Here is a 14,815-nt window from a genome sequence, read left to right on the forward strand (position 1 = left end):
AAAAAATTAAAGAAAAAGTAGTCTCAAGAATTAAAACAAGCGACAGTCTTTCTGAAAAATTAAAAAGGAAAAATTATTTTAGTGAAGAAATTGTAAATTCAAGCCCGAGCGAAGCTCTCAATTTGTTGAAGAGTAAAATTAGAGATTTAATAGGTTTTAGAATAAATTGTTATTTTAAAGAAGATGAAAAAGTAATTTTTAAAGAATTGGAGTCATATTTGATTGACAAAAGCTTTCAAGTAGATATTGATCAAGATCCACAAAAGAACGGTCATCCGATTTTTAAGATGCATTGTTCAAAAGAGAAATTAGATTTTAATTTTGAGATACAAGTAAAATCTCTTTTGCATGATGTGTGGGGAGAGGTCGAACACAAAATTATTTATAAAGCTAGAGAGTATGATTCAAGATTAGCTTTTAAAAAGCAATTAATTGAAAGTTTATGGAAAATTATAGAAGGAACAGATGAACAACTAATTAAAATTTTTGAATCAAGGGGAGATGAACAAAAAACAAAGAAGGAGCTTTTTTATATTATTACTAGCAAAAAAAAAGATGATGAAAAATTGGCTCAACATTATGATAATTTTTTCATGTTAACTGAGCGTGTAAGTGGTTTTATAGACGATCTTGACAAGTATATAGGTCACTATCTTCTTAAAGATGAGATTAATTTTAAACCCAAAGATATAAAAAAAGATCTACATGAGAGTACGGACACTATAAAGAAAAATATAGATGTTTATAAACTAGAAAAGGTTTGTGAAATAGCTAAGAATATTTATGATTTTGATAAATCAGATCAATTTATAAGTTTCTTATTAAATGAAATATTTTCAAAAATCGAAAATGATAGTTTATCTGATGAAGAATATGGAGATGATTTTAATGATGAACTTAGTAATGAAGAAGAAAATAAAGAGAGGGATATGTTGGTACCTTTCGCATGTATTTTATTAGAAGAAAAAGTTGAAGAAATTAATAATTCTGTTGGCAAAGAATAGGAGTAAATTTTATGGAATATATTAAACAGTCAAGTGAATGCAAGATTATTCAAACAAAAAAAACAGTTGAATGGTTAATCAAGAATACTGAGGTAAGAACTTTTAATAAAGTAACTTTCGAAGGATATCAAAGACAGGTAAATGAAAATCATGTGAAAGGAATAGCAAAATATATTATTGAGTCATTTGAGAATAAGCAAAAAAACAAATTCTTTTTACCTACATCAATAATATGTGCTTCTAATCAAGAGTTTAGTGAAAATACGAAATTGTTTATTGTTGATGGACAACACAGGATTGAAGCTTTTAATTATTTATATAAGAAAGATAAGGAACAATATCAAAAAATCAAGGAATTTGAACTATCGGTCATCGTGCTAGAAGAGCCATCAGAAGCTTTAGAAGTCGATACATTTATAACTATAAACAAGACTTCTAGAAAAGTAGACACGTCTCTTGCTTATATTCTAAAAGGCAAAATAAGCAGATTTAAGAAAGACTCGGACAATGCATCATCATTGACAAAGCAAGAGTATTTAGCAGTTGAATTAACTATATTTTTAAATGAAAATTTAGAAAGTAATTGGCATGGTAGGATAATGTTGGAAGGAAATCCGTCAAAGTATTCCTATGAAACAATTAGCTTAAATTCTTTTGTTAGGAGTTTAAGGGTTCTAATACGTGAATTATCAAATTATAATGTTATTAGTTTAGATTGGGAAAACGAGCAAGATTTGAACAGTATTCTAGATATATTAAAAGATTTTTATTTATACTTTAGCGAATTGGTTATTAATAGGTGGCCTGGTCTTTTTAGGGATTCCGAGACAGGATCGGTAATTCAGGGGAGTATTGGTGTTTCTTCATTGAATAAATTTTTAATTCTTAAGTTAAAAGAAGTAGGCAAAAAATTTGATGGTATCAATGAATTTAAAGAATCACTATATAAATGGGTTTTTGATATTAACATAGATGAGAGTAAATGGCTTAGAGGAAATGAATTTTCTAAATATTCTTCTGAAACTGGATTTAATATGATCGCTAACATTCTTTTAGATTCAACTCATCGATAATAAAAAAGTTCTATTAGTAAAAAAACTTGCTAATGGGTTAATCATATTGAGCTCTAGAAAGTTATGGGAAATAGGAATATGCATGTAAGGGTTTAAAATACTATTAGAATGTCTTGGTAGCCTTAGCTAAACTTAATAAGAATAATATTGTAAGTATGAGCGTTTTGGGTTGGGCTTTTCTAAGAGTTAAATTATAATGTTAAAGGCATATTTAGTTATATAGGCAATATAACTTAAACAAAACAGGTTATTGGAAAGTTAAAGTAAAATATCCGTGCTTGCAATATGCTTAAAAAAGATCAGATAAACAGAAACAAAACGGATAATAAGGTTAAATTTGATAATAAAATATATTTTATGTCATTTGCATAAAATGACTTCAATGGATATATCCAGCGAGAGTAAAATTTAGGCGTTTTTTACACCTAAATTTTATTTAAAACCGACTCAAATTTGACAAAAATAGATAATCTTTATCAATAAATCGTCCGAAAACTTTAGCTACAATGACGCGTAAATTTACGAAAGGAAGAAAATGAGTAAAATTTACAATCTAAACGCCGACACAAAAGTGATCGCAAAAAGCGTCGTTAGCAAGAGATTTTTGATTGCGGAAACACTCACGTTGACGTGTTTGCCTTTAACGATGCCAAGTGTAAGATCTGATTAGCGCGGAACAAAAGTATCGGTAAGAGACGTCAGATAAATATAGTGCAATTGCTTTAAATTTAAAATATGCTGCCCACAAAATCTGTGCGACATAGAAATTCAACCACTTATCAGCACGCGACCGTGAATTAATTAAAGAGAATAAACCGCGTAAACGATCGAAATTCGTGCGGATAAATTTGCCCGCAAAGCACGGCTCAAATGCTGATTAAATGGGTACCGAGCGCCGCGCAAATAGCGTAAATTTAAAAGCAATAATTCAAGTATTAGCATGCGCGCCGATAAAACGGCTAGCGCAAATTAAGGGCGATAAATCGCGCTGTGTTCTTTACGCGCAGACAAAAGGAGCGACGGATGAAAATTTTATGGCAAAGCAGGCTTCAAAACAGACTTCGCAATATCGGCGAAAATATCCTGATAAAGGGCAGTGACAGCGCATTTTACGTAGGCGATAACGACGAGCAAAAGCAGATGAAGCTTAGAAAATTCTCGCTCGAAAGCGGCGAGCAGCTAGCCGGCGCGCCTTTCCGCGATTTTACCCGCGCCGCGACCTTTGACGATGACGGCCACACGCTCGTAGTTTTGGGCTTTATAGACACGATTTATAAATTTAACGCCGCGGATCTCGCGCTCATCTCAAAGCACAAAAAGGGCGTGCTAAAATACGGCAATTTTATCGCGCTAAGTAGCAAGGGTGGCGATAAAAAGGCTATTACGGCAACCGACGACACGCTTTTATTTACGATTTTAAAGCGCAGACGGGCACGCGAAAGCGATTAAAGGGCTGTGCGGCGATTTTTAAGCAGGATGAGCTCAATTTCTTGATTTTTACGCGCTCGGGTCAAATTTACGGCTTAAATTTGAGCGGTTGCGAGCTTAAAATCATCGCCAAAACTTACCCTATGACGCAGGCGCAGCGCGTAAAAGGCGGATATTGCATTCGCGCGGGCGAGGCTGGCGAAAACGGCGAAATAGAGGGTGCTAACGAGCTTGTTTTTACGGACGCAAATTTTAACGTTAAATTCCACGCGAAGCTGGACTTTGATTTCGATAAATTCGAGCTTGCGGCGGGCGGATCAGACGGCTGGCGCGGATACTTTATAAACGAGCCAAATGAGCTGAGGGTTCTTGATCTGCGTAGCGAGGCGGGCGGCTTCGAGCACGGCAAAACAGGCGACCTCGAGAGCGGCGAGCACGACGGCTCGGGCAAATTTGCGCACGATAAAACCGAGGAATTTAGATGTGACGAAGCGGACGAATTTAATTGCAGCGGCTCGGATAAATTTACACGGAACGAGACGAGCAAATCCAGATGCGAAGCGATGAATAAATTTGAGTGCGACGAGCCCTTTAAATTTAAACTCGGCGAGCAGGTCCAATACCTCGCGGCAAAGCCGGTGCTAGCGCATAAATTTAAACAAAAGGGTGCGAGAATTTTAGGCGTCGTTACGGCTGCTTCTTGCCGGGCTGCGAGTGCAAAATACAAAGCGGAGCAAAAGTGCGCATTTGCTGATCAAAATTTAGCGCCCGAAAGCGGCGTCAAAAAAGAGGATCATACTCAGCCGCATACCCGCACATGCCAGGTACTGGTAGATAACGCCTACGACGAGGGCGCGGAGCAAATTTTAACCTGCTATGAGATCTAAGCCATGGTCTAAGCACGCCCATATTCCTGATTTAAAATTTGCAGCTGTGATTTCACACCTTTAATTAAAGCAAGTTTGCTAAAAATTTTGCAAAATTTTATATAGAATTCTACCAAGACGCGGAAATACCCGTTTAAAAATTCTACGACATGCAGGCGAGATCGTTGCAAAAAGTCGCGACTAGCGATAAATACGGCGCAATGACAAGGACAAATCTTAACGCCCTAAGTGCGAGCAAATTTAAAGGCAATCTTAAAGAGGCATGCGCGAAATTTATCCCTAGCAGCAGGCTAAATTTCATGACTCGCGCGCCCGCGCCCTATCAAATTTAAAATTTCAGATCAACGACGATTTGTACGGCGCGACCGCGCCCTTTCGCCGCTATCAGCACTTGACGTTTTTTGCCTTGCTATCTTGCATCGCGCGGAAAAATTCTGCCCTGCTTAGCGGGACTTCGTCAGGATGAGCGCTTCTGAAATGGCGCAGATAGCCCTCGTAATCGCCGAGCCCGATGAGCGGCGCAAGTGCGGCATCCGCGCGCGCCAAAAACCTCGCCACTGCCTTCGGGGCTGCGAGCGGATTAAATTTAAACTTTTTCATAAACGCCCCTATCTATGTGCTCGCTTTCTGCCAGTTTGAAATACCCCTCGTTCGCGCCGCCCTTTGAAATTTTAAGGCACATCCTTATCGTTTGGGCGATGACTACGATCGTAACGACGACAAAAAGAGCACATAGCACGGCGTCGATGACGTTATTTCTGATGATAGCCTGCGCCTTTTCGATCGCCGCAGGATCGCTTAGACTAGCGAGCTTGGCGGCAGTGTTTTGCGCGATAGCCACGTGGCTTACAGCGTCGTGCACGCGCTCGCCGTTAGCCGGCATCAGCTTCAAGATCGCCGCATAAAGCGTGGTTATAAGCACCCAGATCGCAGGAGCGATCGTGACGAAGGCGTATTTTTGCTTGCCCATTTTAAAAAGTACCACCGTCGCAAGCAGCAACGCGATGCCCGCAAGCATCTGATTGGACGCGCCGAAAAGCGGCCACAGCGTGTAAATCCCGCCCATAGGATCGGTAACGCCGCTGTAGAGCAGATAGCCCCAGCCCGCCACGCAGATCACCGTCGCGATGATGCCGTAGAGGGAATTTTTGGTATCGGAGAATGGCTTATAGACGTTGCCTAAAATTTCTTGCACCATAAAGCGCCCGGTGCGCGTGCCCGCATCGACCGCGGTTAGAATAAACAGCGCTTCAAACAGAATCGCGAAATGGTACCAAAACGCCATCAGCTCCTTGCCGCCGATGATCTGATGCAGCAGCATCGTTAGCCCCATCGCAAAGGTAGGAGCGCCGCCCGTACGGCTCATCATCGTGGTTTCGCCGACGTTTGAAGCCAAGGCGCCGATCTGCTCGGGCGTAATGCTAAATCCGATAGAGTTTATATACGCCGCGGCGCTTACCGCGTCTTTGCCCAGTACCGCGGCGGGCGAGTTGATAGCGAAATATTCGCCCGGGCTTAGGATGCACGCCGCTACGAGCGCCATTACGCCCACGAGGCTCTCCATAAGCATCGAGCCGTAGCCGATGAAAAGAGCGTGGGTTTCGCGCTCGAGCATCTTCGGCGTCGTGCCGCTGGAGATCAACGCATGAAAGCCCGAAATTGCGCCGCATGCGATCGTGATAAACAAAAACGGAAATATCGGGCCTGCAAAAACGGGACCCGTGCCGTCGATAAATTTCGTCGTAGCGGGCATTTTAAGCTCGGGCGCGACAAAGATTATCGCGACCGCCATGCTGATGATGACGCCGAGTTTAAGGAAGGTGCTTAGATAATCGCGCGGCGCAAGCAGCAGCCACACGGGCAAAATCGCCGCGATAAAGCCGTAGCCGATAGTAAGAAGCGCGAGCGTCTCGCCCTTTAGCGAAAAAACGTCGTGCCAGTACGGATCGATCGAGACGTAATGCCCACCCCAAAGCGCAAGCATCAGCAAAATAAAGCCGATGATCGATGCCTCGCTGACCTTGCCCGGGCGCAAAAACCTCATGTAAACTCCCATAAATATGGCGATCGGTATCGTCATCGCGATCGTAAAAAGCCCCCACGGCGAGTTTGCAAGCGCCTTTACGACGACCATCGCCAAAATCGCCACGATGATCAGCATGATGAAAAAAATCCCGATCATCGCGATGCCGCCCGTGAGCTTGCCCATCTCGTCTTTTATCATCTCGCCGAGGCTCTTGCCGCCGCGTCGCGTGGAGAGCACGAGCACGATGAAATCATGCACCGCGCCTGCGAGCACGACGCCTACCAAAAGCCAAATAGTGCCGGGCAGATAGCCCATCTGTGCGGCCACTACGGGACCTACGAGCGGTCCGGCGCCTGCGATAGCGGCGAAATGGTGGCCGAAAAGAACGTATTTGTTCGTAGGGACGTAATCGCGTCCGTCGTTTCGGATCACCGCAGGAGTTGCGCGGCGATCGTTCAGCTCGAATACGCGATACGCGATAAAGCGCCCGTAGAAGGTGTATCCGATCAGATAGATGCACGCGCTAGCTACTACGAGCCAAACGGCGCTGATGCTCTCGCCCTTATTTAGCGCAAGTACGCCGAAACACCACGCCCCTATGACGGCGACCGCCGCCCAAAGGATCTTTTGCCAAAATTTCATGCTCACTCCTTAAAGCTTAGCGAGCGGCTTTGGCGCAGTTTGACGTTTAATAAAACGGCTTGCGCCTTTAAAGCTGGGCTCGTTAAATAAAATTTAGTGCGTATTTTATCGGCGTTTTTATAATTTAAAGCTGAATCGCGAAATTAAAAAGAGCTCTTTTGGCGTTTAAATTTAGCGTCTAAATTTTGAATTTCAAATTTAAATAGACGACTTGGCGGCGCGCGAAATTTTAACATTTAATCGCCCTAAATTTAACTCCGCAGCTTTTAGCCGTTATGGAATTTATCGCGGTTTAAGAAATCAAGCGATAAAATCCCATGATAACGATTTTAATTTCTTAATAAAAATCGCGAATACTTTTAGGAGGAAATTTATGCCGGATCAGGTGCGCGGCTACGTACTTTTGCGCGCTCATATCAAAAGCTATGCAAGCTTCAAAAATGATGGCGCCAGTCGTGAAAATTTCATAAATTCCGCGCGCATAAATTCCCGACGCCGCTTAAATTTTAAAAATATCCGCCGCGACGAAATCTGCGCGTATAATTCGCCTGGTGGGCTATGAGCTTTAAATTTTATCTCTTTCTAATCGCAGCTTTCATATTGCTTGCTTTAGTAGCCGTTAGTAGCGGCGGGGCAAGCATTTCGCTAGGCGACGTAGTGAAATTTTTCACCTTCGGCGAGATAGACGAGACCAAGCAGCTCATATTGCTACAAATGCGCCTGCCGCGCCTAGTAATGGGTATCTTAGTGGGCGCGCTATTAGCGAGCTCGGGCGTGGTGGTGCAAAGCGTGTTTTTAAACCCGCTCGCAGACCCTTACATCATCGGCATCGCCTCGGCAGCGACTTTTGGCGCGGTTATAGCCTATCTACTGGGGCTTAGCGACGTTTTTTACGGAATTTTTGCGTTTTTAAGCGCAAGCGCGCTGTCGATCGTGATCTTTAAGCTCGCCGCCCACACCCGCTCGATCTCGACGCTACTGATCGTAGGTATCGCCGTGTCGTCGTTTTTAGGCGCATTTACCTCCTTCGCGGTCTATCTAATCGGGGAGGATAGCTTTAGGATTACGGCGTGGATGATGGGCTATCTAGGCGGCGCAAACTGGCAAAAGATCGCGCTTTTGCTGCCGCCACTTCTGTTTTGCATGGCATATTTTTACGCGAAGCGCCACGAGCTAAATATCATCTTAAACGGCGACGAGGAGGCAAAGTCGCTCGGACTCAACGTCGAGAAGTCCAAAAAGAGCCTACTCATCGTCTCCTCGCTCATCATCGGCTTTTCAGTCGCGTTTACGGGGATGATAGGCTTCGTGGGGCTCATCATTCCGCACACGCTTCGCATGGCGCTTCATACGGCGAGCAACGCCGTGCTGATCCCCGCTAGCGCGCTTACCGGCGGAGTTTTTTTGGTTTTTTGCGACGTAATCGCTAAAAACGCCCTCTCGCCGGTAGAAATTCCGATCGGCGTGGTGACTTCGTTTTTCGGCGCGCCGTTTTTCCTATACCTTGCGTTTAGGAAGCACGCATGAAAGTAAGCGGGCTAAACTTCAGCTACGGCAAGCGGGCGATCCTGCAAGACGTATGTCTGAATTTAGAACGGGGTAAATTTTACGGGATTTTGGGCCCTAACGGCTGCGGCAAGAGCACTTTGCTAAAAAATATATTGCAAATTTTAAAGCCTGCAAGCGGGATCATCGAAATAAACGGCAAAAGGGCGAGCGAATACGGCCTAAAAGAGCTTGCCGCGCTCATCGGCTTCGTACCGCAAAAAACAGCTCTCGCCGCGCCGCTTAGCGTGAAAGAAATTTTGCTTGCGGGCAGATTTTGCCGATTAAAAAGCGCCTTTAGCGGCTACGATGCGAGCGATCACGCTAAAGTGGAGCAAATGGCAGAGCTTTTGGATGTGAAAAAATTCCTAGAGCGTAGCGCATTTGAGCTAAGCGGCGGGGAGTTCGGACGCGTGCTGCTTGCTAGAGCGCTCGTCAGCGAGCCTGAAATTTTACTGCTCGATGAGCCCACGGGCGCGCTAGATATGAACTACGCTATCGAGGCGATGAGGATCTGCGAAAACCTGACGCGCTCTTTAAATTTAACGAGCGTCATCGTGCTGCACGATCTAAATTTAGCCTCACTGTTTTGCGATGAAATTTTTATGCTAAGAGACGGTGCGGTGAGGTATCGCGGCGGTGCGAGCGAGCTTTTTACGCCGCAGATCATAAAAGAAATTTACGGCTTTGACGCCCTGATAGTCGAAAATTTAGGAACCAAATTTATCTTACCGCAAAAGGAGAAATTATGAAAAAAATTCTTATAGCTTTGACTGCGGCGAGCTTTGTATTCGCCAAAGGTCTAGTCGTACTTGACCCCGCCGCGGTCGAGATCATCTACGCTTTAGGCGCGCAGGATCAGATCGCTGCGATCGCCACCACTTCGATGAGCAAGATCCGCCCGCAGGCAGAAACCGCGAAACTACCTAGCGTAGGCACCTACGTAAAGCCCAACCTCGAAAAGATCGTCGAGCTTAAACCCGATCTGGTTATTACGAGCTTCCACTCCGCGGGCGTTAGCGAAAATCTACAAAAGCTAGGACTTAAGAGCCTTGCGATGGATGCAAACTCCACCGCAGATATCTGCCAAAACGTAAAGAAGGTTGCGGCCATCGTAAAAAAAGAGAGCGAGGCGGATAAAATTTGCGCGCAGATGGACGGCGTCTTTGAAAATAAAACGGCGCTTCGCGGCAAAAAAGTGGCTATGTTTTTCGGCGCGAACGCTACGATGGCTTTCAATGACAAAACCCTCATCGGCGACATTTTCGCTCGCCTCGGCGCCAAAAATATCGCAGACGGCCTTGAAGGCAGCACGCCATCGGTATCTGCCGAATACATCTTGGATCAAAACCCCGATATTATGGTCATCGTAGGCGGCGAGACGGAGGATTTTTTAAAAGCAAATCCGATCCTTAGAAATACCAAAGCGGTAAAATCGGGCAAAATTTTAAAGGCCCCGACGCTCATCTTGCGCGGAAGCCCGCAGATCGGCGAGACGGTGGATGAAATTTACGCGGAGGCAACGAAATAGATGTTTAAAGAACGCATTAAATCCCACCATCGCTCCAAGCTTTTCGAGAGCGTCTCCGCGAGCGAAAACGAGCTGTTCGATGCGCTAGAGCAGCCCGCGAAAGACAGCGACTGCGTGATCTATCTGCATGTGCCGTTTTGCGATAATATCTGCTCGTTTTGTTCGATGATGCGCTCCAAACTCGGCGATGAGCTGGACGAATACGCTAAATTTCTGGTCCGCCAGATCAAAGACTACGGCGAGATGCCCTACTTCGATACTAAAAAGATCAAAAGCATCTACTTCGGCGGCGGCACGCCGAGCGTCTTTAGCGAGACGCACTTCGAAAAGGTTCTAGGCGCGCTGCATAAAAATTTCAAGATCGCAGAGGACTGCGAGATCAGCGTAGAGACCACGCTGCATAATTTAGACCTGCAAAAGGCACTTGCCTTGCAAAGCTTCGGCGTAAACCGCTTTAGCATCGGCGTGCAGACCTTCAGTAGGCAGGGGCGCGCGCTTCTAAACCGAGTGCACAAGCCCGCTCGCGCAATCGAGCGACTGAAGGATCTTAGAGAAAAATTTGACGGCATGCTCTGCTGCGACATCATCTACAACTTCCCGAACGAAAGCGTAGAGGAGGCGATCGCAGACGCTAATTACGTAAATGAGCTCGGACTTGATAGCGCCAGCTTTTACTCGCTGATGTTTTTCGAAGGCTCGGAGCTATCCAAAAAGATCGACACCTCCTACTACGATCTGCCGACTGATAAAAAGCTGCACCATGCCTTTGCAGAGGCGCTGCTGCAAAGCGGGAATTTCGAGGTTTTGGAGCTTACTAAGCTTGCTCGAAAAGGTCGCGATAACTACGGCTACATCAAGCTAAGCCACAAGGGCACGGATATCCTGCCTATCGGCAACGGCGCGGGCGGACACGTAGCGGGCTTCGGAATTTACGGCGTGTCGGGACACAAGATGATCTCGCGAATCGATGAGCGCGAGACAAAATATAGCGTGCTAAGCAATCTATTTCAATACCCGATCGTAAGCTTAAACGAGCTAAAAGAGGCTCTGAGCGCGAGCATTTACGACGAAGCGGTGCAAAAGCTCAAAGAATTGGAGAGCTGGGGGCTTTTGGAGCTAAAAGATCAAAGATCGATCTTGAGCTTGGACGGAATTTTTTGGGGCAACAACATCAACGAAGAGATAGCAAACATTATTAGAAAGGATTTTGTATGAAAAAAATCGTGCTTTACACCTCGCAAACGGGTAACACGAAAAAGGTGGGCGACGCGATCGCCGAGCAACTGGGCTGCGAGAGTCTAAATTTCCGCGACTTTGAGGGTGAGGTCGATGATTACGATTTCATAGCCTTGGGCTTTTACGTCGATAAGGGCGAAGCCGAAGCGAAATTTATGCGCTTTTTACGCAAGATTCACGGCAAGAAGCTTGGCGTTTTTATGACTCTGGGCGCGGAGCCGGACGGCGAGCATGCGCGCAAGTGCTTAGATGCTTTCGAAAAGGGGCTCAAAGAGAACGGTAATGAGATCGTAGCGGAGTTCTCCTGCCAAGGCGCGATCGATCCAAAGCTGCTTGAGACGATGCGCAAAATGGCCTCTAGCGGCAACTCGCCTCATCCTATGACCCCCGAGCGACTTGCGCGCTGGGCAGAGGCTGCGAAACACCCCGACGAGAAGGATCTGGCGGACGCAAAAGCAGCATTTGCGGGGATAGAGTAAAATTTAATCGTGTCGCGCCACCTAAATACTGCGCGATGCGAAAAAAATCAAATCATTATCCGTCGTCCCCTCTCGCGATTTACGCGATTTAAAATTTTATCTTTGCTAAATTTGAACGACGAATTTCATTCCTACAAGCAAATCCGCCGCCACGGACACCGGTCTTTCTTTGGAATTTAGATGATAAATTTTATCTCACGCACAACATATCAAATAATGCCTCCGACTTTGCGCCACTAATGCGCGCTCTGAGCGGCGAAAAGCCCATTTTGTAAGCGACTGCGAGTGCTGCGAGTGCTGCCGTCATCCAATACACCGCCCGCCATTTTGCAACGACCTGAGCGCGAAAAACTCGCTTCTGCAAGCAAGTGGCCTGCTAGAGTTGCGGTCGCGATTATCGGCTACCCCTGTCGTCACGCGCCGTAGGTGTCGCTGTCGGGTGCCGCGCGATACCCATCCGCCGCTACTAACCGCCCGCACGACAACCCGTCGCCGCTCATCGCCCCGCCGCAGCGATGCGGAGCGTGAGCATAAAAATATTTTAGGCGTACTCTCAAGAGGACATCACCGAGCTTAATAAATTTTAGTGCGGTACTTTTACTATGCGCTCGTAAGCATAAATAAAATTCTTTAGCAAAAATTTTTAAGACAAAAATAGCAAAAGATTTGCAAGCAACGGATAAATTTCATTATGGCTAAGATTCCATTGTGATTGCAATCATATCCGTTCTATCTGCCCATAGCTTTTTAAATTTCGCTTTTTGCCTCACTTATTGTTTTGTTTAATTTCGCAGCAAATTCCTCCTTGCTTATTTCTTTAAACGCTTCGTTTGGTACGGCGATAAAAAGACTTCCTTCTAGCAAAATTACCAAAAAATCGCGCTCCATTACCACCTCACAAAATTCCGCATCGTAAATGAGCGTATCTCGCTCGCTTGCGAATATAAACTGCCCCTTTAAATCGTCTGAAATTTCAATGCTAAAATCGCCGAAAGTGGCATTTTTATTCTTATCATATATCGCGGAATTTAGTAGCCACGATCTAACGCAAATAGCGTAAATATAAAAAACTGCGCAAGCAGTAGGCAAGATCGCTCCCAAGCTCTTTATCCAGGACTTATCACCATAGTACTTGCGTACAAACTCTATCCAATCGTCCTCAAAAATAAAAAGGCAAGCCGAAAACGCAAAAGCGAAAAGCAAATCTGTCGCGCAGACGGCGCGGATGAACTTGCTCCCTTTATAAATTCTGCGCGAAATTCTAATTCTCATTTTAGCGAATTTTCGGTTATCTTGCAGCGAGTAAGAAATCAGCATATCTTTCCTTTAAAATTTCGCTTATTTTAGCTAAAATTAGCCAAAATAAAAAGATCTGTAAAATTACATTGCATGCTGCGTTTGCGCCTCTTCGACGATACAGCCAGTAGATGGAAGGACACTACTAATGCAAGCGGTAAAAGGGCGAGCTAAATTAATAAAATTCCTACCGAAGGAGGAATTATGAAAAATACGGCATTCATCACGGACGCTACAAGCGCTACCGTCATCCAATACACCGCCCGTCGCCTTACAACGGCCTGAGCGTTAAAAACCCGCTTCTGCGAGCAAGTAGGCTGCGAGCGCTGCGGTCGCGATCATCGGCTATCCCTGTCGTCACGTGCCGTAGGTGCCTATCAGACGTCCGCCGCCGCCGCGCGACAACCCATACGCCGCTAACCACCTGCACGACAACCCGTCGCCGCTCATCGCCCTGCCGCTTTGTCGCAGTACCGAATCAAAACCGAACCGCTAAATTTTAAATTCTACAAAAGTCTCATCGCACATAAATTTTAATTCGGCAAATGCGCAAAATTTAGGTAAAATTCCACCCAAACGCTTTGATGGTCAAATTTAAAGGGGCGAAAATGACGAATTTCGAGTACGCTAGTCACATTAACGAGGCTGCGGGGCTAGATCTTGATTTAGATTGCGAAGAGATCGATCTACAGGATAAACTTTACGGGCTTTTTCAGTGCTTCATGCCTGACGGTGCCGGCGCGCGGGCGGTGTTCGCGCCGCTGCAAGACGGCGCTGAGCTGCAAGCGCGCATAATGCCGATCTACGCAGCCACGGAGCAGCAGACGCGGGAAGCGTTCGATCAAGGCGTGGCGCCCGGGTATTTTTGCCCGCCGCAGGATCCGAAATTTGATGACAAAGCGCTTAAAAGCTTAGCTTTAGCGCACGTTCGAAATTTAAAAATTTTCGCAGAATTTCTAGGTAAGAGCGAGCTTTCAAAGATGCTTGAACAAATAAAATCCGCTCGCGTGCAGGAAGGTTTTGATTTCGCGCATAGTAAAGACGCGCTTGCGAACGCCGTCTATGAGGCGATCACGGAGTGGATGATAGATTCGCCTAAGCTCGATGCGAAGCTATGGGTGCTCGGCGAGGCGTACTATTCTGCTACCTGCGTACTTGCAGTATCCAAACTACGCGCAAAGGCCACAGGAGGACTTTTTGAAGCCCTACTTCGAGCTATATCTAGCGGGACGGCAGATCACGTTTGAGTGTGGCGAGGTCGTGGTTTTCACTCGCTAAATTTACGCAAGCAAGGAAGCGAATGAACGCTCGTAAGCAGTTAAAATTTTAGCTTTTTAAACAATAAAGTGAGCTACACCTACAAATGGCTAAAATTTAAGCTCACCAAGTATGGGCACAAACGCTTATCGCATATCCCAAAAAACCTGCGTCTTAACCGAGTATCTAGCAGGTTGCCTATGTCGCGTCAAATCGCATAAAAATGTTTCTGCTTTGCGTAGCTGCGCCGCTTTCAGCGCCTTACTGAAGCAAAATCTCCGCACATCGTTGATGTTTGGATAATTGAATTTTTTCCATTACTCTGCTGCCCTCACTTTGTATGAAGTACCCAAATAATTTACTTGCACTAACGCTTGCTAGTTAGAATTCATCTAAATTTTAAATAGGAAT

General features: G+C 45.4%; 15 protein-coding genes and 1 pseudogene. 12 read left to right on the top strand and 4 right to left on the bottom strand.

Annotated features, from left to right (window positions below; genetic code table 11):
- The 5 genes and pseudogenes from QZ176_RS02125 to QZ176_RS02145 all read left to right on the top strand — a co-directional run.
- Nucleotides 1–1,004: pseudogene (locus QZ176_RS02125) on the top strand (hypothetical protein); the annotation flags it as partial.
- Between the two features lie 11 nt (nucleotides 1,005–1,015).
- Nucleotides 1,016–2,077 (top strand): DGQHR domain-containing protein, encoded by a 1,062-nt coding sequence (locus QZ176_RS02130; protein WP_295150905.1) that lies wholly within the window; start codon nucleotides 1,016–1,018, stop codon nucleotides 2,075–2,077.
- Nucleotides 2,078–3,100: 1,023 nt separating this feature from the next.
- Complete coding sequence (locus QZ176_RS02135; RefSeq protein WP_295150906.1) at nucleotides 3,101–3,526, top strand: hypothetical protein; 426 nt, start codon at nucleotides 3,101–3,103, stop codon at nucleotides 3,524–3,526.
- An 80-nt stretch (nucleotides 3,527–3,606) separates the two neighbouring features.
- Nucleotides 3,607–4,392, top strand: a complete 786-nt coding sequence (locus QZ176_RS02140; RefSeq protein ID WP_295150908.1) for a hypothetical protein — start codon at nucleotides 3,607–3,609, stop codon at nucleotides 4,390–4,392.
- A 164-nt stretch (nucleotides 4,393–4,556) separates the two neighbouring features.
- Entirely contained in the window at nucleotides 4,557–4,724 is a 168-nt protein-coding gene (locus tag QZ176_RS02145) for a hypothetical protein (protein WP_295150909.1), read from the top strand.
- Nucleotides 4,725–4,776: 52 nt separating this feature from the next.
- Here QZ176_RS02145 and kcuS read toward each other — a convergent pair whose 3' ends face one another.
- Both kcuS and QZ176_RS02155 read right to left on the bottom strand, forming a co-directional pair.
- Nucleotides 4,777–4,992: a KCU-star family selenoprotein gene (gene kcuS / locus QZ176_RS02150; protein ID WP_295150910.1), complete on the bottom strand. Its 216-nt coding sequence runs from the start codon at nucleotides 4,990–4,992 to the stop codon at nucleotides 4,777–4,779.
- Nucleotides 4,979–7,060 carry a carbon starvation CstA family protein gene (locus QZ176_RS02155; protein WP_295150912.1) on the bottom strand — a complete coding sequence of 694 codons (2,082 nt, stop codon included), beginning with the start codon at nucleotides 7,058–7,060 and terminating at the stop codon, nucleotides 4,979–4,981. The genes kcuS and QZ176_RS02155 overlap by 14 nt, the downstream gene beginning before the upstream one ends.
- Before the next feature lie 373 nt (nucleotides 7,061–7,433).
- On the opposite strand from QZ176_RS02155, the gene QZ176_RS02160 reads away from it, so the two are divergent.
- Genes QZ176_RS02160 through QZ176_RS02185 form a run of 6 tightly spaced genes read left to right on the top strand, consistent with a single transcriptional unit; the run spans nucleotide 7,434 to nucleotide 11,851 of the window.
- On the top strand, nucleotides 7,434–7,622 hold the full coding sequence (locus tag QZ176_RS02160) for a hypothetical protein (protein WP_295150914.1): 189 nt from the start codon (nucleotides 7,434–7,436) through the stop codon (nucleotides 7,620–7,622).
- Nucleotides 7,619–8,587 (top strand): iron ABC transporter permease, encoded by a 969-nt coding sequence (locus tag QZ176_RS02165; protein ID WP_295150916.1) that lies wholly within the window; start codon nucleotides 7,619–7,621, stop codon nucleotides 8,585–8,587. The genes QZ176_RS02160 and QZ176_RS02165 overlap by 4 nt, the downstream gene beginning before the upstream one ends.
- Nucleotides 8,584–9,357: an ABC transporter ATP-binding protein gene (locus tag QZ176_RS02170; RefSeq protein ID WP_295150918.1), complete on the top strand. Its 774-nt coding sequence runs from the start codon at nucleotides 8,584–8,586 to the stop codon at nucleotides 9,355–9,357. The genes QZ176_RS02165 and QZ176_RS02170 overlap by 4 nt, the downstream gene beginning before the upstream one ends.
- Nucleotides 9,354–10,136, top strand: coding sequence for an ABC transporter substrate-binding protein (locus tag QZ176_RS02175; RefSeq protein WP_295150920.1), 783 nt, complete (start codon nucleotides 9,354–9,356; stop codon nucleotides 10,134–10,136). Before QZ176_RS02170 ends, QZ176_RS02175 begins: the two co-directional genes overlap by 4 nt.
- Nucleotides 10,137–11,351, top strand: coding sequence for a radical SAM protein (locus QZ176_RS02180; protein ID WP_295150922.1), 1,215 nt, complete (start codon nucleotides 10,137–10,139; stop codon nucleotides 11,349–11,351).
- On the top strand, nucleotides 11,348–11,851 hold the full coding sequence (locus tag QZ176_RS02185) for a flavodoxin family protein (protein ID WP_295150924.1): 504 nt from the start codon (nucleotides 11,348–11,350) through the stop codon (nucleotides 11,849–11,851). The genes QZ176_RS02180 and QZ176_RS02185 overlap by 4 nt, the downstream gene beginning before the upstream one ends.
- A gap of 413 nt (nucleotides 11,852–12,264) precedes the next feature.
- On the opposite strand, the gene QZ176_RS02190 is transcribed toward QZ176_RS02185, so the two are convergent.
- Nucleotides 12,265–12,408, bottom strand: coding sequence for a hypothetical protein (locus QZ176_RS02190; protein WP_295150925.1), 144 nt, complete (start codon nucleotides 12,406–12,408; stop codon nucleotides 12,265–12,267).
- A 190-nt stretch (nucleotides 12,409–12,598) separates the two neighbouring features.
- Nucleotides 12,599–13,168: a hypothetical protein gene (locus tag QZ176_RS02195; RefSeq protein WP_295150927.1), complete on the bottom strand. Its 570-nt coding sequence runs from the start codon at nucleotides 13,166–13,168 to the stop codon at nucleotides 12,599–12,601.
- A 587-nt stretch (nucleotides 13,169–13,755) separates the two neighbouring features.
- On the opposite strand from QZ176_RS02195, the gene QZ176_RS02200 reads away from it, so the two are divergent.
- The gene (locus tag QZ176_RS02200) at nucleotides 13,756–14,394 is read left to right on the top strand and encodes a hypothetical protein (RefSeq protein WP_295150929.1); all 639 of its coding nucleotides are present in this window, start codon (nucleotides 13,756–13,758) and stop codon (nucleotides 14,392–14,394) included.
- The last annotated feature ends 421 nt before the right edge of the window (nucleotides 14,395–14,815 follow it).

Origin of the sequence: uncultured Campylobacter sp. (assembly GCF_905373215.1) — a bacterium.
Taxonomy (GTDB): Bacteria; Campylobacterota; Campylobacteria; order Campylobacterales; family Campylobacteraceae; genus Campylobacter_B.